The following is a 19,366-nucleotide window of genomic DNA, read 5'->3' on the forward strand; positions in this document are numbered from 1 at the left end:
CATCGGGCAATAGGAATAACATCGTGAATAAATAGTTGGTATTGAGTGTGGGTAGTTTGAAATATTTCCCTACCTTTGCAGACCAAATTTGACGTAAGATGCCCAAAGTAAAGACTCATTCCCGTGCTAAGAAAACGTTTAAGGTGACCGGGAGCGGACAGATCAAAAGGTACAAGGCTTATAAAAGCCACCTGCTGACCAAGAAGGCCACTAAGAGAAAACGCAGCCTGAGAGGCAGTACGCTGGTTAGCGATGCTAACCTGAACCTGGTGAAGAGAATGCTCTGTCTCCGGTAAAATTGGCGATTAGTTTCCGGTAACAACCTGGGAACGAAACATACGCAATGATATATTAATTATTAATCTGATCAAAAAAAGCATCATATGCCTCGTTCAGTAAATGCAGTAGCTTCCAGGGCCCGGAGGAAGAAGATATTAAAGCAGGCCAAGGGCTTCTACGGTAAAAGAAAGAATGTATACACCGTAGCTAAAAACGTATTGGAGAAAGGCCTTACCTATAGCTATGTAGGCCGTAAACTGAAGAAAAGGAATTACCGCCAGTTGTGGATCGCGCGTATCAACGCTGCTGTTCGCGCTGAAGGGCTGACCTATTCTGAATTCATTCACAAACTGTCTGAAAAGAAAGTGGACCTGAACCGTAAAGTGCTGGCAGACCTGGCCATGAATGAACCCGCTACTTTCAAGAGCCTTGTAGCTTCCGTTAAATAAGCATCAGCGAACTTTAAATACCCGGTAGCCGGCGTCCCACGAGATGCCGGCTATTTGATTTTTAGGGAAGATACCCACCATGGCAGACCCGCTGCCGCTCATTGTAGCATAGATAGCCCCGGCCCCGTACAAAGTTTCCTTTATTTCCCGCAATACCGGGTGGGCGCTGAACACCGGCGCTTCAAAATCATTATAAATAAGCTCCTTCCATGCCTGTACCGGCTGCAGTATGCTCTGCCGCAGCGCCTGCGCAGGCTGTCCCGGCCTGATCCGGCCAAAAGCCCAGCCCGTGTTTACATGGATACCGGGGTACACCAGCAGGAACGAGTACCCACCCAGGTCCAGCGCCAGCGGTTCCAGCACCTCGCCGCGGCCCGTGGCGTAGCAGGGCTGGTTGCGGACAAAGAAAGCACAATCGCTGCCCAGTTGCGCGGCATAAACGATGAGTTGCTCCATGGACAGCGCCAGTTGGAATTTCTTATTCAGCAGTTGCAGCATGAAAGCGGCATCGGCGGAGCCGCCACCCAGGCCGGCGCCGATGGGAATATGCTTGTGCAGGTGAATATTAACGGGGGGTAGGTCCGGGAAGTCTTTTTTCAGCAAATGCCAGGCTTGCAGGCATAGGTTATCCGCTGCATTGCCCGGTACCGCTATGCCGCTGCTTTGAAATTGCATTTCGGCGGCCGGCAGTACTTCCAGCGCATCCGTTACCGGCAGGGGATAGAATACGGTTTCCAGGTCATGGAATCCATCCGGCCGGCGGCGCAGGATGTGGAGGCCCAGGTTTATTTTACAATTAGGAAAAGTAACCATACCTTAAAAAGTCCAAATCTCAAAGAAGGAAATCCCAAATTCCAAATTCCAAAATCCAAATACCAAATTCCAAACGGAGTGATAAGCATTTACGTAAATTACAATTCGCCAATAGTGTAAGGGGTATATTCCCCTTTTGGAATTTGGTATTTGGAATTTGGAATTTCCTCCTTTGGATTTTATTTATCTGTTTTTCTGCTGTTGATCTCGTCGCGGATGGCAATGGCGCGGATATAATCCTCCTGTTCCAGCACTTCCTGCAACAGGGTGTTCAACTCTTCCAGGCTCATCGCTTTGAGGTCGTCCTCGGCGCCTTTCTCATGCTCGGAGATGGTAGGGGTGGCAGGCTTGGTGCCTTTCTTGCCGGTGGGGTCGTCCAGCAGTATGCCGGCGCTGTTCAGGATATTTTCGTAGGTATAAATGGGGCAGCCAAAACGTACGGCCAATGCCAGTGCATCGGAGGTACGGGAGTCGATCTCGATCGTTTCGTCGTTGTTGTTGCAGATGAGCTTTGAATAGAAAATGCCCTCCTGGAGATTGCTGATGACCACTTCGGAAAGCTCTATGCTAAAGGCGTTCATGAAGTTTTTCATCAGGTCGTGCGTAAGAGGGCGGCTGGGTTGCATCTTTTCCAGCGCCACGGCAATGGCTTGCGCTTCAAAGCCACCTATCACAATGGGAAGGCGGCGCAATCCGTTCACTTCTCCCAGTACCACGGCGTAAGAATGTGTTTGCGTAATGCTGTGCGATAAAGCAACTATTTCCAGTTCTATTTTTCTCATATCTGTTATCTGTCTCGCGTTGTCGGCTGATAATTTTGTAAGACCGTGAAGTTAGAAAAATATTCCCTATCTAAAAAACAAGTTGGCAGTCTGTAAGGAACATTTGGCAGTTCCGGCTGCCCCTTACAGACTGCCAGGTAGTTGCTATTGCAGCTTTTTTACGGCTTCCGTGAGCCTGGGCACTACTTCAAAGGCGTCTCCCACAATGCCGTAGTCGGCCGCCTTAAAGAAGGGCGCTTCCGGGTCCTTGTTGATCACCACGATCACCTTGCTGCCGTTTACCCCCGCCAGGTGCTGTATAGCACCGGAAATACCGATGGCAATGTACAGGTTGGGACGTACGGTAAGCCCCGTCTGCCCCACGTGCTCGTGATGCGGACGCCAGCCGGAATCCGCCACCGGCCTGGAACAAGCGGTAGCTGCGCCCAGGGCCTTGGCCAGGTCCTCTACCAGTCCCCAGTTCTCCGGGCCTTTCAGCCCGCGGCCGCCGCTTACGATGGTTTCGGCCTCCGTGAGCGGAATTTCCCCGCTGACCGTTTCCACACTGGTCGCTTTCACTTTGAAGTCCGCATCGCTTACCGGCGCCTGGAAAGCCTCCACGGTGGCGGTGGCATCTGTTTTTTCCAGCGGAAAGGTGTTCGGCATTACGGTGATCACCTTCCTGGCGGATGTTATATTTACATTAGCAAAAGCTTTGCCGGAGAATACGGTTTTCTTAACCGTAAAGCCGTTGGCGGTATCGGGCAGGGAGATGGCCCCGGTTACAAGCCCGGCCTGCAGGCGGGCCGCTACCCTGGGGGCAATGGCGCGCCCGTCGAAATTATGGGAGAGGATGATCACCTGGGCATTTTCCGCCTCAGCAGCGGCCACTATCACTTTGGCGCCCACGCTGCTGTCTATTTCATTCAGCCTGGCGTCTGCTACCTGCAGCACCTTTTGCGCGCCGTAATTGCCTAATGCGGCCAACTCTGCATTATCTGCTTCTCCCAATACGATAGCCGTGGCGGTAGTGCCGGCCTGCTGTGCTACTTTGGCCCCGTATTGTACGGCCTCAAAAGCAGCTTTCTTTATTTTTCCCTGGAATTGATCTGCGAATATTAAAACGGACATTTCCTGTTTTTTTAAGTGTTACGTGAAATAGGTGCGTAGGGGTGCGTATCAGCGCCGCATCAGATTACTTTTGCTTCTTCATGCAGCAGCTTTACCAGCTCTTCCACATTGTCGGGGCTGATCATCTTTACGCCGGCTTTTGCGGGGGGTAGCTCAAAGCTGACGATGCTGGTGAGGGGCTCTACCGCTACCGGCTCTACTACGGTGAGGGGCTTGGTGCGGGCAGCCATGATACCGCGCATATTGGGAATGCGGGCCTCCGCCATCCCTTTCTGGCAGGACACCACTACCGGCAGTTCCACCTGCACAATTTCTTCCCCGCCTTCTATTTCGCGGTTGATCGTGGCGGTAGTGCCGTTCAGCTCAAACTTTGCAGCAATGGATACAAAGGGCAGCTCCAGCAGTTCCGCTACCATACCGCCAATGGCAGAACCGTTGTAGTCGATGGTCTCCTTGCCGGTAAAGACCAGGTCATAACCCTGCTGCCTGGCATGTGCAGCGATCTGCGATGCGATGTAATAACTGTCCTGGCTATCCGCATTGATACGGAAGGCTTCATCGCCGCCCAGGGCCAGGGCTTTGCGGATCACCGGCTCGGTATCTGCCCCGCCCACTGTTACCAGGTGCACCGTAGCGCCCAGGCTTTCTTTCAGCTCCAGGGCACGCACCAGCGCATACCATTCATCGTAGGGGTTAATAATGAACTGTACGCCGGCCTCACTGAATTTCGTGTTGTTGTCTGTGAAAGCTATTTTTGCAGTGGTGTCAGGAGTTTTGCTGATACATACTAGAATCTTCATAACCTAAACTGTTTGGTTTGGAAAAGCGGTATCAGCAAATATAACGGATTATTGGCTAACTAATAAAACCACCAATGGACAGGATATCAAAACTGAAGGGCTTCCTGGAAAGCAGTCCTGACGACAGTTTTCTGAAGCATGCGCTGGCGCTGGAGTATATAAAACTGCATGACGACGCCACTGCGCGCCGGTTGTTTGAGGAGGTGCTGGCGCATGAGCCTGGCTACGTAGGCTCCTACTATCACCTGGGCAAGCTGCTGGAAAGAGCGGGAGAGCAGGCGCTGGCCGGCAGTATCTATGAAAAGGGAATGACCATGGCCCGGGAGGCCAAAGACATGCACGCCTACAATGAACTGCAGGCGGCGTATGAAGATCTGATGTATTAAGCGGGTAAATATCTATATGCATAAAGACCTACTGACAGGGCTCAGGGAATATATTACGCGGGAAAGATTATTCGCCGCCGGGCAACCGCTACTGCTGGCGGTAAGCGGCGGCGCAGATTCAGTGGCCATGACGCACCTCTTCCATAAAGCGGGCGTCCCGTTTGCCATTGCACATTGTAATTTCCAGTTGAGAGGCACGGAATCGGAACGCGACGAGCAGTTTGTAAGACAACTGGCGGAAACGTATAAGGCGCCCCTTTATACCACCCGTTTTGATACTGCCGCCTATATGGAACAGCATCGTGTATCCCTGCAGGTAGCTGCCAGGGAGCTGCGCTATCAATGGCTGGAAGATACCCGTGCGGCGGAAGGGTATGCATGGATCGCTACGGCGCATCACATGCAGGATAACGTGGAAACAGTGCTGATGAATTTCTGCAAAGGCACCGGGCTGGCCGGCCTGCACGGTATCCTGCCGGTGCAGGGGAAGATCATCCGCCCGCTGCTGTTTGCGCAAAAGGAGGAGCTGCTGGCCTATATCAATGAGCAGGGCCTTTCTTTCGTGGAGGACAGCTCCAATATAACTGACAAGTATACACGTAACTTCTTCCGGCACCGGGTACTGCCGCCTATCCTGGAAGCTTACCCCGCTGCGGTGCCCCATATGGCCGGCACTATTGAACGTGTAAGAGAAGCCGAGCTGTTGTACCAGGAAGCAGTGACGCGGCATAAGAAAAAGCTGCTGGTGCAGCAGGGCAATACTTTTATGGTGCCCGTGCTGAAGCTGCAGCAAACTGCCCCGCTGCATACTATCGCCTACGAACTGTTCCGCGAATTTGGCTGTTCCCCCGCGCAGGTAAGCCAGGTGCTGGAGCTGCTGCAAAGCGAGAGCGGCCGGTATGTAGCCACGGCCACGCACCGTATTATCCGTAACCGGCAATGGCTGCTGATCACGCCACTGGCGCAGCAGGAGGCCGCGGTGATCGTTATTGAAAAGGAGCAATCCCATGTGCATGCCGCCGGTGGGCATTTAAAGCTGCGCATACAGGACAGGGCCGCGCTAGGCAGCATTCCCGCTGCGGTGAATGTGGCCTGCCTGGACAGCAAACATATCCGCTACCCGTTGCTGCTGCGCCGGTGGAAACAGGGCGATTATTTCTATCCGCTGGGCATGGCCAAAAAGAAGAAGCTGAGCCGTTTTTTCATTGACCAGAAGCTTTCCCTGCCACAAAAGGACAATGTATGGGTACTGGAATCCGCCAAACGGGTCGTTTGGGTTGTGGGTATGCGGATAGACGACCGCTTCAAGATCACGGAAGGGACGCAGGAGGTGCTGTGTCTGGAATGGACAGCTAATTATTAATTACCTGGTTACCTGCCCAAAGTAGTAATCTGCTCCACAAAATACCGGGCCAGCTCCGGCCGGATGATCAAGGGGAACACCACGCCGAAAACAGCGCCCCAGAAATGCGCATCATGGTTGATGCCATCCCCGCCACGCCGCGACATGTACACGGAATATCCCAGGAACAGCACGCCATACAAGATGGCCGGCATGGGTATTACAAACACCACGATCTTGGCCCAGGGCTGGAAGAGTATAAAGGCAAACACCACGGCAGACACTGCACCGGATGCGCCAATGGAACGGTAGCCATAGTTGTTGCGGTGCCGGATGTAGGAGGGAATATCCGATACGATCAGGGCCAGCACATAGAACAGCAGGAAGTAGATCTTGCCGCCAAACAGTTGCTGGAAGATCATTTCAATATACTTACCAAAGAAGAACATGGTCAGCATATTAAAACCCAGGTGCATGTAGTCCGCATGCACCAGTCCGGCCGTAATAAAGCGGTAGTATTGCTTGTGTTCCTTCACCATGTAAGGCCACATGCTCAGCTTATCAATTTCTCCGGGCCTTCTGAAGGCCGTAATGGAAATAATACACGTGATAATAATGATCACCAGGCTCAATGTCAGCATAAAAACGTTCTGTCCGGTTAAAAGTGTAAATGTAACTATTGATGATGATATTTCTCGTTATGCAGCACAGAATATGCCCGGTATAGCTGTTCCGTCATGATCAGCCTGACCAACTGGTGCGGAAAGGTGAGGGGGGAAAGGGAGAGCTTGTACTGGGCCCGTTGCAGGATGCTGGCATCGAGGCCAAATGCCCCGCCGATCAGGAGTATGAGCTGCCGCGTGCCGGCATTGGTCCGCTGCTGCAGGAAGCCGGCGAATTCCAGCGTGGTCATCATTTTGCCGTGCTCATCCAGGGCTACCAGGTAATCCTGTGGCTGCAGCAGCTCCAGCAACATGCGGGCTTCCTGTTTTTTCAGCTCGGGAATGGAAAGGCTGGCCGCTTGTTTCAGGGTAGGGATAAGCCGCAGCTCAAAATCCACGTAATGTTGCAGGCGTTTCTGAAAAACAGCGATGCCTTCCCGGATGTAGGGATCGTTCTCTTTGCCTATGCTCCAGAGTTGTATCTTCATGCTTCGGTTCGTTATTTTCTTTCCCGGTAGCGGTTGCCGCCCGAAAGTAAGTTTGCAGTAGCGGGTGTAAAGTAAATGTAAATCAGAAAATTGCAGAAATTTCCTGCCAACTGTTTGTTTGTTTCAAAAAAACGCCTACTTTTGCAATCCCAATTCAAACAAACGGTACACACCGGGAAGTGAAAAAGGGAATGGCTCCGTAGCTCAACTGAATAGAGCATCTGACTACGGATCAGAAGGTTTCAGGTTTGAATCCTGACGGAGTCACAAAGCTGGAAACCCGATCTAATAAGGGTTTCCAGCGGTCATATCGATCTAATTGTTTGTAGGATTTTTATCAACCCGGAACAAAAACCGGAACAAAATCCTGCAGTATGAAAAGGAAAGAAAAGTCCTACACGCAGCTGCTTAATGGCTGCCACCGCACTGAAATTGCCGTCTATCCCCCCAATTGGAATACCCAAAAAGCACCTATTACAAAGAAAGGAAAGAACGTAGAGTGGTATGTATGGTACCGGTTCTTTGATCCTGCCCACAGGGACCAGCACCCAAACGGAAAGCTAATCAAGCGCCGCAGGATGAATAAGTACATGGACTTGATCTCCCGGCAGGGGGCCACTGAGGAACTGCTGGCCCTGGAGAAAGAAAAGGTAGACCTGAAGCATTTCAACCCGATCAGCGGGAAATACATGCAGCCGCCTGCAGCGGTTAATAAAAAGAAAGGTGAGCGCCCCATTACACCAGATACTCCGTTGATTGATGCGTTGGATTTTGCATACGAAAGCTTGCAGGTAGATCCCGACACATTGGATGATTTTAAGTCCGTACTCACTTATACCTGGGGTGCTGCGGCGAGAATAGGCCTTGATCAGAAACCTCTCGGACAGATTGAGAAAGCTGATATGCGGTTGATACTTGATGAGATCGGCCGAAAGAAAGGGGATACGTGGACTGCCAGTAACTTCAATCACCACAGGCGTTACCTGAGCTCTTTGTTCACGGCAATAGAAGAGTATGATGCATATAAAGTACATCCCTTGCATGGCATAAAGAAAAAGAAGGTTACCAGGAAGATCCGGGAGGTACTTAATGATGACCAATTCGCACGGGTAAACGCAGCATTAAAAGCCTACGATTACTATTACTGGCGATTTATTCAGATTTTCCAGGAGAGCGGCTGCCGACGCCCGGAAATATTGGGTGTGCAGGATACGCATGTAGACTTGAAGAACCATCGGTTTAAAGCGCTGGTGAAAAAAGATCGGACTTACAAAGAGGTATGGAAAGATATCGACCTGGAGGTGATGCCACTATGGGAAGAAATCATAGAGGAGGTGCAGGAGATCAGGAAAGAAACAGGAAACTATAAACAATCATTATTCTTATTCTGTGAGGCAATGAAGCCTATGCTGCGCGATAAGCCAATTCTGCCGGCCCAGGTCACACGGCGCTGGAAAAATCATATAAAAGAGCGGCTGGGGATCACGGCAGATCTGTATAGCTTGAAACACCGGCGCACTACCTCTTATATTGATAAGGCCGTAGATGCTGCCATCGCTAAAGCCCAGCGCCAGGCTGCTAAGAAAAACAGCCATACCAGCACGGCAATGGTGGAAAAGGTATACGATGTTAACCGGGATCGGCGGTCCGCTATCATCCGCCAGTTGAAGATGAAGACGCACAGGAAGAGGAAGGCGGTGGTGCTTCGAACTAAGAGCGGGAAGATTGCTTAGGCATCTTTTACCAGGTCTGGGACAGTGCATTCCAATATGGCAGCCAGTCGGTGCAGCATCAATAACCCTGGTTCCGAATGCCCATTCTCCAGCTTGCTTACGTGGCTGACACTACTCTTCAGCGGAAAAGCCAGGTCGAGCTGTGTCCAGCCCTTGGCTTCCCGCATCGCTTTAAGTCGCTTGCCAAAATCTTTTAATATACGTTCCTCTTGCTTCATCTGAAAGAGCAAACGTATAAACAATAACTTTTATAAGAAATATTATAAGGAAGTACTTTTAAAGAAGTTGTTATATAGGGTAAATTTTCCTACCTTCATTCATACCGATTATGGTACTGCCTGGTTGGTGCTAAGGGATTTTTTTCACCCCGGTCGTTTCGGGCCGGGGTTTTTATAGAACGGTGGATATTTATATCTTTGCAGCCCCCAATCTTATTGGCGCTGCTTCTTTCGATTCGTGTCCGGGAAAGTTGGAAATTTCATGGGACCACGAAGAGGAGAAGAAAGCTCACGACCTCATGGCGTGGGCTCTTCTTTGCTCGTGTCCCAAGCCTTCCAACGGGCTCCCCGGCGCGGCAAGTTGAGACCTGCGCCTCTTTTTTGGGCCAGGTTAAAAATTAAACCCAAAATCAAAACCCTGGACAATGCTACAGAATCTCCTTACCTCGCGCCCCCGGCTCCGCCAACTGGAAGCTGAAATTGACACATTAAAAGCAGACCTGGCCCAGAAAGAAACATTCATTCAGTGTTGGGCCCACGACATGAACATGCCGCTCAGCAGCATGTCTGTGGTGCTGGAAGGTCTTAAAGGCCTTCGTGACACTGAGGATCTGCTGGACGCCCTGGATACCGTGAAGAACGGTATTCTGGCCTTGAACGGCCTCTACAACAATATATGGGATATTGCCCGGGGCGGTACCGATGAACTGAAACTGGAAGTCATCGACGTTGAAAAGTGGCTGATGAATACTGCCGGTCTTTATAAGCCACTGGCGGAAGGGAAGGGCCTGCAGTATGAGGTGGTAATCAGCTCCCGGGCGCCTGTCACTGTTACCACTGACCGGCTCAGATTAACACGAATCCTTTCTAACCTAATTACGAATGCGATCAAGTTCACCCAGGAAGGAAGGGTAACAATTAAGGGCTACCTGGAAAGCGGACTACTGCATATTGATGTGGCAGATACCGGACCAGGCATCCCGGACGGCAAGATGGAGGACATCTTCGCCCCCTTTGTGCGGCTTAACAAAAAGATGCCTGGTTGCGGGCTAGGGCTGGCAATTGTCACCATGAACATGAAGGGATTGGGGGGCGTCCTGAAGGTTCACAGCATAGAGGGCAAGGGATCTACCTTTACCTTCAATGCACCCAGCCTAAAGGTTACTTAACTTTATGATAAACAAACAATGGGATGTAACGGGCCGCTCACTTTTGGGTGGCCCTTTTTATTCCTGGAGGTCCTGCCTGATCAGTTCCTCCACTCGCCGGCTCCACCCCCGGCCGTATTTCGCTTTAAACGGTTCTAGTACGCTGGGCAGGATGGTAAGCGGCTGTTGGATGCGGCGCTCCGCCACCCGTTTTACTCCGGGTTTATTCCCCTGGCCGCGGCCGGCGCCCCCTCTTTTATCTTTCGTTTTCATTTCTTTAACTTTTTCACTAAAAAAGCGGCTGCTTTTCGCAGCAATCGTGCCTGCTGCATGAAGTCTGGTTCACCGTCCAGCCATTCCAGGTCGGATAGGTGGTTCAGTGGGTTATCTGGTGTATACCTTGCCCGGAATCGGGGCGGCTTCTTCCGCTCCACCCAGATGTCCTTACCCTTTCTTTCCAGCACATGCGCCGGCTCCCGGCTGGCATATGCCTCGATCAGCTCGTCTACCGGGTCTTCCTCCAGGTAGCTGTCGTAGTCGTCATACTCGAACAGGTCGCCATTCGGCTGGAATAGCTGGTATACTACCCCGGTTTCCCGGATGCGGTAAACGCTGCTTCCCGTTCGGTTCTCCAATAGTTCCAGCGTGCCCACCTCCATGTCCTTCAACTGCATCACAATGTCAAGGTTAGGCTGGATGGTAACATTGGGAAACGCCTCGTCGAAAGCTGCAACGATCTGTTCTCCGGTCAGGTAATGCCAGTGGGCGCTATGTGCAATATGCTTCATGCTAAAAAAGTATGCCGCCTTACGGGGCGGCGGCTGAATTAATAGATTTGCCCTACCTCAATTACCTTGCCCAGCACCTTACCCTTTGCATCCATCTGGTATAAGGCGAGGAATTCTTCAGCATCATCGTAGGTATCGAAGGCTGCCGCCCATTTCAATGTAGCTGTTTCATTGAATTCATTATCAAGATAACAGCCGCCTATAGTCTCTACAACATAGGTCTTATCTTCTGGCAACTCACTTTCCTTCACATATCCTATCGCTTCATCAATCGGGGTCCAGAAAGCCCAAGGAGCCGCGCTAACCCGGGCTATTATCTCATCATCATCATTACAGTCTTGCGCATAATTGTTATCTGCGGCAAGCAGCAACATTGCCTGATCTGAAGATGTGGCGTAATTGCCGCGCGCAATGGCTGTTCCCCAGCCTTCAACATCAGTGTAATAGAGGTTAGTGTAACCTTTGGTTTTGGCGGCTTCAAGTTGTTGGAGTGCGGATTGCTTAGTCATGATGTTTTTGCCAGTGATTACCCAGGTGGCGCTCCTGCTTTGATGGTGTAAAGATACAAACATTTTTGATTAAAACAAATTATTTTAATCAAAACAACAAAATAAATCAATCTTTCAGAAAGTTGTGAAAGTTTCCCGAATTTCCCAAACAGGAAACCAGGGAAAGTTTATTCAATAAAAAACCACCTCTGCAGGGTGGTTCTTAACCAGCACCTTTATACGTGCTGGCTGCCGCCAGGCATTGCAAAGGTGGAAAGCTGCTGCGCAGGGTATTTACGCAATAATTCGGATTTTTCCCATAACGAAATAATGTAATATGAAATGAAAATCAAATAGTTATATCAGATATAGATAAAATCTATGACTGAATGCGTCCCTATTTCCTATATATGGTTATATATTTGCTATATATTATGAAGCTTCAATGATGAACTAAAGATTAAATCCCTGATAACCAATTGCTATACATACATTTACGCTATTAAGCACCCGATTAAACAACCTTGATATGGCACACGCAATTACACTAAAACCCTCCTATACACGCAGGGCAGAGGCAAATACCCCTCCCCCTACACGTCGTGGCGGCTGGATTGAGCGGTGCATTGTTAGATTTAGAGCTAAGAAACACGCAAAAAAAATAATGCGCACTCTTCATGAAATCGAAGAAATCCACGCCGGGAGGAAAACAGCAAAATCACTCGAAGACTTCCTTAAGGACTTTTAAGGTTTTCACCACCGAACAATTTATCTCTGAAGCCTGTGAATTAAAGAAGAAATACCCACACATTGGCGACGATTTCCACACCCTTTTAGCAAAGCTGAAATCAGACCCTTTTTCCGGCAATGATCCGCTCGGCAAGGATTGTTATAAAATCAGGATGAGGATCAGCGATAAGAACTCCGGCGAACGCGACGGGGCGCGAGTGATCGTTAAGGTAAAGGTAATAGATGGGGTTGTTTACCTCATGTCTGTATACGACAAAAGCGTAAAGAGCAACCTTTATGAGGGAGAACTGGATAAAATCATTGCAAACATGGTTGCTAAACATGATGTCAGATAAATAAAAAACCGCCCTGTGAAGGGCGGCTAAAACCAACCAAGTTTTATGTGAGCATGGCAAAAATAATGCCTTATACCCTGCTGCCGGGTTAATAGGATGTAAATGTTGGCGCTATATCCCTTCTTGCTTTAACCAAGTACGTACATCAAAGCTGGGGCAGTCCTTCCAGCCTGCCGTACCTGGTGTTAAAAAGTCCCGGTGTCCCTGGACGATGGCGCCCGGGTACCTGGCCTTCAGGATCTTCACCATAGCTTTCATTACTACCCGCTGCTCCGGCGTGCGCGTGTCCAGGGGATAACCCTGCTTGTCCACGCCGCCGATGTAGCTTACGTGTATGCTATTCTGGTTATGACCGGCCACGCCATTGGTAGCCTGGCTTTCATCGGCCAATACTTCAATATCTCCGTTGGCCCGGATGATGTAATGATAGCCTGGATTCTTCCAGTTCATCCCGTTGGGCTTGGGCGTTCGCCAATACCGTTGAATGGCTTCCACGGTGGCATTGGGCTGCGTGGCTGTGCAGTGTATTACGATATATTTTATGGTTCGCATATGTAATATTTTATCTTGCTCTGTATCGGGGCCTTATCTTGTCGTGGCCTGCTGGGGACGTTCCAAGAACCGCCGCCCGCAGGCCCGGCACACTTCCAGCCAGCAGCCGAAAGAGAGGTTCCCGGCTCTGTATCCAGCGTATATGTGATAAGTTTCGTATATCCCATCGCTCGTGCTGCCCGCCAACATGCAGCGTACAGCATGCTACATACATTCTTGGTCCCATCACTACACAGCCTCGTCACTTCAGCCGTTAGGCCATCATCAAGGTATCTACTAACAGGACGCCCAACCACTGCAACCCCTGCAATGGAATCGCCTTTTTTTGCAGCTATTGAGAATTTATGGCCCTGTGGCACCGAATGGTGACGGTGATGCTGAACGATGTAGGCGCATGCCTCACGAAAAGTGACAGGCACTATCTTCAGTCCGCTCATGCTATCAACTTTTTAACCAATCCTAAAATTGGATTGCGGAACGTCCAGCCAGCCAGAAGCACCACCCCTGCAAGCGCGTAATAAGCCCATTTCTGCCACTTATCGCCCCTGACCGTGGCTTCGTTCGCCTTCCGGACAAAGTATGCGCTATCGGCTTGCAGGGCACGCACATGGGCGGTGTTCTCCACCTTCACCACACTATCCCGGTACACGGTCTGCGTTACTACCTTCACTGGTGGGCACGGCTGCTCATATTGTACCGGCACGCTGGTGCCATCCGGGCACGGAATAGTATCATGGATTACCACCTGCCCACCGGGCACCGTGATGGTGTCATGTTCTACTCGCTCCGTCACGGTAGTGATGGTCTTCACGGGATATTCGTCCGCACAATACCGTGCGCTGGCCGCCGGGTGATCATTCAGCCATCCAGTAACGCGGCCCGCCGTCATGCAGCCGGACAAGGCCGCCAGTAATAAAAAAGCTACTATCTGTTTCATATATTTCGTGTTATTCTCATTGCATTTAAATATCCCACTTCATGATTCCCATCTATGGGCAGGCGCCGATATACCGCCAGGAGTAGCACCCCGTTGGCATCTGCCTGCATGTCCTGGTAGGTTACCAGGTTGGCGGTGTTCCCTTTTACATCGAAGTCATGTACCAGGTACGAACCGTTTGCGTCAACCAGGGTATAGTCGCATAGCCGCGTGGCGAAGGAAACGCCGGCAGCATCCCGGCTGCCCAATATCTCAATCAGCGGGACCACCTCACCGGGATTAAACCCACTGATACGGACGTTTTCATTCCCCGGCGTGTAGGTATTGCTGTAGGTAAAGAAGAATGACCGGGTGACCTCAGCATTGAAAGCAAACACCGGGTTAGGGGTATCTTCCCCGTTTACGTCACTGGCGGTTGTTCCTCCCAGGTTACCCCACAGGTTGGTAGCAACCGTGTCAACCGTAATGCCGTTGTGGCTGCCCGACAAAACGGCCAAGTGGGGCTGGCCGGCTATCGTTTCCCAACCAGGTATATCTGCCGGCGAAGCACAAAAATTGAATTGAGAAACAGCGGCGGAAACGGCCCCCACCGTTATGTTCACATCATCGCTACCGGATGCCCCCCAGTTGTCCGTAACCGTTAGCCGTAATGTATAGGATTGGCCGTCCGCCAAGCCGTTAACCGTCACCGTAGGTGTATTGGCGTCCTGCAGAGTGAGGCCGGCGCCTGAAATAACGGTCCACAGGTAGCTGACAATTGTGCCGTCAGTATCGCTGCCGGAGCCGTTGAGCACCACGGACGTGTTGCCTGCCGGCAGGTTTTGATCTGGCCCGGCATTCGCAGTAGGGACTGCGTTCATTATCTGCACAATGTTGCTGTAAGCTGTATAGCTACCATCCTTCAGTGCCGCCCGCATTCGGTAATATCCTGGTTGTTTGGCGAATGTTTTACGGATTACCTGCTGATCAACTACCTGATCAAACAGCCCCCACCCCCCGGCGCCATCATCCGACCGGTCAAGGTCAAACCGTAGATAGGCTGTATTTGCGCGTAGTTCCCGGTCCAGGACCGCAAACATGGCGTCTGCCTGCTTTGTCGTACCCTGCGGGCTCAGGTGAATGTGGTCACTCTGGAAATCGGGACCGAACGGATCTTCCAGTATGTCCCATAACCGAAACAGAACATAAGGGAATGCCGCAGTCCATAGGACATTCTCTGCCGCTAACCGGGCCAGTAGGTTGGCATCATAATCCCCGCGCCGGATCGGAGAATGAACGAAGAATTTCCCTTTGGCAGCAGCAGCTATTGTCTGCAGGTTGGCCGTGGCCTGCTCCGGGGTATTATATTGCGCGTCATTGGTAGGCCCCACCAGGATTATAATGTCCGGGTTGTAGGAGTTGGCGGCATCAATGTTACGATCAGGCAGCCCCCCAAGCTCCGTAGGCAGCCAGTGATCTGTGTATTCCCCGGGAACGCCCAGGTTGTGAATAGTAGCGCCACCCCAGTTATCATTAATCAACTGCTGCAGCTTATACTGCATGGTGTCAGGTGGGGACAGGTTTAGGCTGACCGCATGGCTGCTGCCGATTATCACTATAACCGGGTTATTCTTCAGGGTGTCATTATACCCCCACGTTAACTGCATACTGCTGCCGGTGCTTCGCCCAAACAATAGCGGCCCTGTATCCCGTAGGATAGGATATGTTGCTCCGTTCGCTTTAACAATATCGCCCTCACGAAAAAGGTAGGCGCCTGTCTCCTTTAGGTACAGCTCATGCAACATAGCATCATAGACGGTAGCCCCGTGCTTTATGTGTAACCTCTTTGCCATCTTACCCAATTATGAAGATTGTCCCATCAGGGTATCCTGAAATATCCGAGGGCATTGTTTCCGCAACCACGATCTGCGGGGTACCCTGCAGATCAGCATATTGGCCCGATGTTGCCACGGGAGCCAGATCAGCCGTGTTTGCCTTTTCCGCTAGAGCTGCCGCAGTAGCGGTACTGATCGGCTTATCCGCGTCACTGGTATTGTCCACGGCGCCCAGCCCTACATCTGCTTTTGTCAATGTTACGAGGCCACCACGGCCATTCACTGATTGAACAGGCGCGGCCGCGGCAGCACCGGCTGCATCCACCTTCGTTTCATTCAGCACGCGTCCCTGATTGGCCGACAATGCGGCCGTGGTGCTGGAAGATGTCAGGTTATCAATGACCTGAACACTGCCACCACCTCCGAACGTTCCTACTATGATCTTTACGATTTCCATTACTCTGTTATGTTTGGTTCTACGATAAAAGAGCCCCTCACCGGTATACCGGCTTCCGTTTCACTGGCCACTACCAGCATGTCATACCGGTACGCGCCCGCGGCCAGGTTATCAGCAGCATATGCTTTATCCATCTTCAGCACAGTAGGGGCGCCGGTAGTTGGATTGTTGGCTATTTCAAAGCCGGCGCCTATGCTCATCTGCTTGACCTTTACCCCCACGCCGTTTACAATGTCCATCCTGACATCTACCAGGGTGGTGAGGTCGATGGCCGTTGTTTCAGTTTCGTAGAACTCGAAACCGAAAGGTGGATAGCTGGCCATCCGCTGTACTTTGATGGTCAAATCCGCTGCTATTACGTTGCTCAGTGTTGCCATGGTCGTTATTTTTCTTTGCCGGCTGCCTGGTTCAGCGGTGATTTTTTAATCGCCAGTGTCAGCAGCTTCAGGATGGGCGCAATAAAGTACCTGGAAAACGGGCTACTATTGTCGATGGCGTACAGGTTCTCAAATATGCTCGTTGCCTCGATGTAGATCAGCAATATCAGCAACGCACTGTTGACGTAGCCTACGATGGCACTGTCCTTCTGCATCGTGTTGGCCAGGATGATCCCCACCGCAATGGCGCCGGCATACTGCGTGAATTTGATCACTGTTTTCCTATACCCGGAGCTGGTGCGGGCCTGCTTCAGCACCACGGCCTTGACTACGCCGGTAATCAGGTCCAGGAGCATGGAGATAAACACCCACGCCAGGAGGTTGGCGTCCGGCAGGAATATTACTTTGAAGAATGCCAAGCCTCCTGCGGCGGCGAGCAATTCTGTTGTGAGTCGTTCTTTCATGACTATTTGCGTTTTAATCTGCTCCAATTAAATACCAGGTGCCTCCAACATTCTGCACCATGAACCGGCTATACGCGCTTAATGCCGCATTGTTGGCGTTACTGTATGTTGCTCCCTTATAAGTGATTGCCGGGGTCCAGTTCATGCCGTTGCTCGTTGGATTGGCCGCCTCTTCTACGAGCACATAGATGGTGCCGCTCCCGCCTGTAAGGGTGATGGTAGGGTTTCCCGTGGTGGCCTGGCTGATGATGGTGTAGTCATTAACGGTAGTTGTTGTGCTGGCCGTAATTGTACGAACCCCCAATGATACACCCCCGGAATTAGTGCGACCGCTCACGTCAAGGGCGATGTTTGCGCCGGCATCTTTATTGATCCCGACGCCTCCTGTGCCATTGCCAGCATTCAGTCTGAATACGCTTGCATTCAGTATCATTGGCACCGTATTCCCACTGGTGCTATTCCTGGTGTTGAATGTAACGAAACTGCTTGTCGGGGATACATCGAATTGCGCATCATCATATGAGACGACAAAAGGTGCAGCAATGCCATAGTTGGATGAGATTTCACTCCCCACTGCCAGCCAGCCAATTGACGATAGCCGCATTGTTTCGCTTGTGGTTGTTGTTCCTGTGTTTGTATAGAAGCTAAGCCGGGTTGGATATGAGCTTAAATCTGTCCAAGCGGCATCTGCTTGCGCTGCAATCTGCGCACCGGGTTTTGGGTTTATGAACCCAACACCACTAGTATTACCGTCCCCATCGAATAATATGCGACCTAATGGATAGTCTGCCTGATCCGGTAATCCGGATTGCATCAGGCGTAAACGACCGCCCCCAGATAATGAGGGGCCACCAGGGTTCCTGATTATCTGTCCCGCGTCAGCATTCAAGTAAAATCTTGAATTGGATAGGTCAGGGCTTGTTGAACCGATAGAAACGCCAGCCCCAAAGATAGCATTACCGTTGCTTCTAATGAGAGTAAGAGCATCACCTATTGATGCCCCAGCGTCATTGCGCCGATTGAAAGAGATATCATAGCCTGAATTACTTCCGCCTTCGGCATTGATCCCCCTCACTATCCACCTAAGTGTGGCTCCCGCATTCATTAAGGAATACCCGGCACTACCAGGGTCTATAGTAGATTGGAATGCAGCAGCCCTTATGGTATTGGTTGTGATGGCTCCTATGTCTGTTACTTGCTGAAGGTTTGGGGTGTTAGTTACTCCTGTATTAGTAACGGTGAAATTCGGATATGTACCGGTTACACTGATCCCAGTTCCGGCCGTTAATCCCACTACCTGGTCCGGTGCGCTGTTGGTGATTACGCCAGTAGTGTTGTTATACGATATACCTGTACCAGCGCTAAGCGCCCCCCGCGCCCGCGCATTCGTAAAATATAGATTGCTCCCCTCCGTTACCTGCGATGTAGTATAGTCCCCGCTCTGCGCTGTCACTGCCCCGGTGCGGCCGAACACGCTGGTAACAGCATTATTGTTATCCACTTTCCCCCAGGATGATCCGTTGCTTATTACCCAATCCCCAGGTTGCAGATTAAGGCTCTGCTGCGTGCCGCCCACACTGACAACATAATACCAGCCTTTGTTGCCACTGGCCGCTGTCGGGAGTGCTGGGGTGTTGGTTGAAGCGTTATATGTTCCCTGGTAGTTCACAGCACCCAGCAGGCTTTCAGGTATCTGGGATAACGGGACCTTGCTGGACGCATCCAGTGTGGCAACTCCGTTAGCGGTGCCCTTCTGCGAAAGCGGCACCGCATCCGTGATACCATACCCTGCCAATGTCGTGGGCCGTCCCGTGATCTTGCTCCATGCCAGGCCTGTGATCCAGGACGGGTTGCTATATGACCCGGAAAGGAGGGGGTAGCGGGCGTCGCTTTCTGTTTTGGTGTAGTACCCGGAAAGGTCAGTAGCGCCGCTGCCGATCTTTAGCCATCGCAAGCCGTTGCTGAAGTAATGGGCTGTGTCACCAGGCTGCTGCCGGAATACTACCGCACCTTTGTACATAACAGCGGGGTAGCCGGTAGTATCTGAGGTGTTAATCCAGAGTAGCTTATCCACTCTTAAAAGGTCATACCATTGCGGCACCGCATTGTGGTAAGTGAATTGTGCCCATGTAGGCAGGAAAGCGCATATTAGCGACAGGGTAACAAACAATTTTTTCATCTTATAAAATTAAGT

Annotated in this window: 25 protein-coding genes and 1 tRNA gene; 8 read left to right on the forward strand and 18 right to left on the reverse strand. The window is 51.2% G+C overall.

The window, feature by feature from the left end; genetic code table 11:
* Positions 1 to 98 precede the first annotated feature (98 nt).
* Together rpmI and rplT are read left to right on the forward strand one after the other, a co-directional pair.
* Positions 99 to 296, forward strand: coding sequence for a 50S ribosomal protein L35 (rpmI, locus tag LX66_RS17455; protein WP_145715937.1), 198 nt, complete (start codon positions 99 to 101; stop codon positions 294 to 296).
* Positions 297 to 383: 87 nt separating this feature from the next.
* Positions 384 to 728, forward strand: a complete 345-nt coding sequence (rplT, locus tag LX66_RS17460; protein WP_145715940.1) for a 50S ribosomal protein L20 — start codon at positions 384 to 386, stop codon at positions 726 to 728.
* A gap of 3 nt (positions 729 to 731) precedes the next feature.
* On the opposite strand, the gene ispE is transcribed toward rplT, so the two are convergent.
* From ispE to LX66_RS17480, 4 genes are all read right to left on the reverse strand, one after another.
* Positions 732 to 1,541 carry a 4-(cytidine 5'-diphospho)-2-C-methyl-D-erythritol kinase gene (ispE, locus tag LX66_RS17465; RefSeq protein ID WP_145715942.1) on the reverse strand — a complete coding sequence of 270 codons (810 nt, stop codon included), beginning with the start codon at positions 1,539 to 1,541 and terminating at the stop codon, positions 732 to 734.
* Positions 1,542 to 1,720: 179 nt separating this feature from the next.
* On the reverse strand, positions 1,721 to 2,323 hold the full coding sequence (locus tag LX66_RS17470; RefSeq protein ID WP_145715944.1) for a bifunctional nuclease family protein: 603 nt from the start codon (positions 2,321 to 2,323) through the stop codon (positions 1,721 to 1,723).
* 144 nt (positions 2,324 to 2,467) lie between these two features.
* Positions 2,468 to 3,433 carry an electron transfer flavoprotein subunit alpha/FixB family protein gene (locus LX66_RS17475; protein WP_145715946.1) on the reverse strand — a complete coding sequence of 322 codons (966 nt, stop codon included), beginning with the start codon at positions 3,431 to 3,433 and terminating at the stop codon, positions 2,468 to 2,470.
* A 59-nt stretch (positions 3,434 to 3,492) separates the two neighbouring features.
* Positions 3,493 to 4,233 carry an electron transfer flavoprotein subunit beta/FixA family protein gene (locus LX66_RS17480; protein ID WP_145715948.1) on the reverse strand — a complete coding sequence of 247 codons (741 nt, stop codon included), beginning with the start codon at positions 4,231 to 4,233 and terminating at the stop codon, positions 3,493 to 3,495.
* Positions 4,234 to 4,307: 74 nt separating this feature from the next.
* On the opposite strand from LX66_RS17480, the gene LX66_RS17485 reads away from it, so the two are divergent.
* Both LX66_RS17485 and tilS read left to right on the forward strand, forming a co-directional pair.
* The gene (locus LX66_RS17485; RefSeq protein ID WP_145715950.1) at positions 4,308 to 4,619 is read left to right on the forward strand and encodes a tetratricopeptide repeat protein; all 312 of its coding nucleotides are present in this window, start codon (positions 4,308 to 4,310) and stop codon (positions 4,617 to 4,619) included.
* A 16-nt stretch (positions 4,620 to 4,635) separates the two neighbouring features.
* A complete protein-coding gene (tilS, locus tag LX66_RS17490; RefSeq protein WP_145715952.1) occupies positions 4,636 to 5,982 on the forward strand; it encodes a tRNA lysidine(34) synthetase TilS in 1,347 nt (448 codons plus the stop codon).
* Between the two features lie 8 nt (positions 5,983 to 5,990).
* Here the strand turns inward: tilS and LX66_RS17495 are convergent, their stop codons facing one another.
* Positions 5,991 to 6,602 (reverse strand): rhomboid family intramembrane serine protease, encoded by a 612-nt coding sequence (locus tag LX66_RS17495; protein ID WP_145715954.1) that lies wholly within the window; start codon positions 6,600 to 6,602, stop codon positions 5,991 to 5,993.
* A 35-nt stretch (positions 6,603 to 6,637) separates the two neighbouring features.
* Complete coding sequence (locus tag LX66_RS17500) at positions 6,638 to 7,111, reverse strand: 23S rRNA (pseudouridine(1915)-N(3))-methyltransferase RlmH (RefSeq protein WP_145715956.1); 474 nt, start codon at positions 7,109 to 7,111, stop codon at positions 6,638 to 6,640.
* A 193-nt stretch (positions 7,112 to 7,304) separates the two neighbouring features.
* Here LX66_RS17500 and LX66_RS17505 point away from each other — a divergent pair.
* Together LX66_RS17505 and LX66_RS17510 are read left to right on the forward strand one after the other, a co-directional pair.
* Positions 7,305 to 7,378 (forward strand) — tRNA-Arg (locus LX66_RS17505).
* Positions 7,379 to 7,485: 107 nt separating this feature from the next.
* Positions 7,486 to 8,844 (forward strand): site-specific integrase, encoded by a 1,359-nt coding sequence (locus LX66_RS17510; protein ID WP_145715959.1) that lies wholly within the window; start codon positions 7,486 to 7,488, stop codon positions 8,842 to 8,844.
* On the opposite strand, the gene LX66_RS17515 is transcribed toward LX66_RS17510, so the two are convergent.
* Positions 8,841 to 9,062: a helix-turn-helix domain-containing protein gene (locus tag LX66_RS17515; RefSeq protein WP_145715961.1), complete on the reverse strand. Its 222-nt coding sequence runs from the start codon at positions 9,060 to 9,062 to the stop codon at positions 8,841 to 8,843. The two genes, LX66_RS17510 and LX66_RS17515, sit on opposite strands and share 4 nt — an antisense overlap.
* A gap of 425 nt (positions 9,063 to 9,487) precedes the next feature.
* On the opposite strand from LX66_RS17515, the gene LX66_RS17520 reads away from it, so the two are divergent.
* A complete protein-coding gene (locus LX66_RS17520) occupies positions 9,488 to 10,231 on the forward strand; it encodes a sensor histidine kinase (RefSeq protein ID WP_145715963.1) in 744 nt (247 codons plus the stop codon).
* A 57-nt stretch (positions 10,232 to 10,288) separates the two neighbouring features.
* Here LX66_RS17520 and LX66_RS17525 read toward each other — a convergent pair whose 3' ends face one another.
* From LX66_RS17525 to LX66_RS17535, 3 genes are read right to left on the reverse strand one after another with little or no spacing between them, the layout of a single operon-like run.
* A complete protein-coding gene (locus LX66_RS17525) occupies positions 10,289 to 10,483 on the reverse strand; it encodes a hypothetical protein (protein WP_145715965.1) in 195 nt (64 codons plus the stop codon).
* On the reverse strand, positions 10,480 to 10,998 hold the full coding sequence (locus LX66_RS17530; RefSeq protein ID WP_145715967.1) for a hypothetical protein: 519 nt from the start codon (positions 10,996 to 10,998) through the stop codon (positions 10,480 to 10,482). The genes LX66_RS17525 and LX66_RS17530 overlap by 4 nt, the downstream gene beginning before the upstream one ends.
* 38 nt (positions 10,999 to 11,036) lie before the next feature.
* Positions 11,037 to 11,507, reverse strand: a complete 471-nt coding sequence (locus tag LX66_RS17535) for a hypothetical protein (RefSeq protein ID WP_145715969.1) — start codon at positions 11,505 to 11,507, stop codon at positions 11,037 to 11,039.
* Positions 11,508 to 12,163: 656 nt separating this feature from the next.
* On the opposite strand from LX66_RS17535, the gene LX66_RS17540 reads away from it, so the two are divergent.
* The gene (locus tag LX66_RS17540) at positions 12,164 to 12,571 is read left to right on the forward strand and encodes a hypothetical protein (RefSeq protein WP_145715971.1); all 408 of its coding nucleotides are present in this window, start codon (positions 12,164 to 12,166) and stop codon (positions 12,569 to 12,571) included.
* 111 nt (positions 12,572 to 12,682) lie between these two features.
* Here the strand turns inward: LX66_RS17540 and LX66_RS17545 are convergent, their stop codons facing one another.
* From LX66_RS17545 to LX66_RS17580, 8 genes are read right to left on the reverse strand one after another with little or no spacing between them, the layout of a single operon-like run.
* Positions 12,683 to 13,123, reverse strand: coding sequence for an N-acetylmuramoyl-L-alanine amidase (locus LX66_RS17545; RefSeq protein WP_145715973.1), 441 nt, complete (start codon positions 13,121 to 13,123; stop codon positions 12,683 to 12,685).
* Positions 13,111 to 13,560, reverse strand: coding sequence for an XF1762 family protein (locus tag LX66_RS28640; protein ID WP_145715975.1), 450 nt, complete (start codon positions 13,558 to 13,560; stop codon positions 13,111 to 13,113). The genes LX66_RS17545 and LX66_RS28640 overlap by 13 nt, the downstream gene beginning before the upstream one ends.
* Positions 13,557 to 14,060, reverse strand: a complete 504-nt coding sequence (locus LX66_RS17555) for a hypothetical protein (protein WP_145715977.1) — start codon at positions 14,058 to 14,060, stop codon at positions 13,557 to 13,559. The genes LX66_RS28640 and LX66_RS17555 overlap by 4 nt, the downstream gene beginning before the upstream one ends.
* Positions 14,057 to 15,892, reverse strand: coding sequence for an SGNH/GDSL hydrolase family protein (locus LX66_RS17560; protein WP_145715979.1), 1,836 nt, complete (start codon positions 15,890 to 15,892; stop codon positions 14,057 to 14,059). The genes LX66_RS17555 and LX66_RS17560 overlap by 4 nt, the downstream gene beginning before the upstream one ends.
* A 1-nt stretch (position 15,893) precedes the next feature.
* On the reverse strand, positions 15,894 to 16,331 hold the full coding sequence (locus LX66_RS17565) for a hypothetical protein (protein WP_145715981.1): 438 nt from the start codon (positions 16,329 to 16,331) through the stop codon (positions 15,894 to 15,896).
* Complete coding sequence (locus LX66_RS17570; RefSeq protein ID WP_145715983.1) at positions 16,331 to 16,708, reverse strand: hypothetical protein; 378 nt, start codon at positions 16,706 to 16,708, stop codon at positions 16,331 to 16,333. Before LX66_RS17570 ends, LX66_RS17565 begins: the two co-directional genes overlap by 1 nt.
* A 5-nt stretch (positions 16,709 to 16,713) precedes the next feature.
* Positions 16,714 to 17,172: a phage holin family protein gene (locus LX66_RS17575; protein WP_145715985.1), complete on the reverse strand. Its 459-nt coding sequence runs from the start codon at positions 17,170 to 17,172 to the stop codon at positions 16,714 to 16,716.
* Between the two features lie 13 nt (positions 17,173 to 17,185).
* The gene (locus LX66_RS17580) at positions 17,186 to 19,351 is read right to left on the reverse strand and encodes an MDR/zinc-dependent alcohol dehydrogenase-like family protein (protein WP_145715987.1); all 2,166 of its coding nucleotides are present in this window, start codon (positions 19,349 to 19,351) and stop codon (positions 17,186 to 17,188) included.
* Between the last annotated feature and the right edge of the window lie 15 nt (positions 19,352 to 19,366).

The sequence above is a fragment of the Chitinophaga japonensis genome (genome assembly GCF_007830125.1).
GTDB classification, from domain to species: domain Bacteria; phylum Bacteroidota; class Bacteroidia; order Chitinophagales; family Chitinophagaceae; genus Chitinophaga; species Chitinophaga japonensis.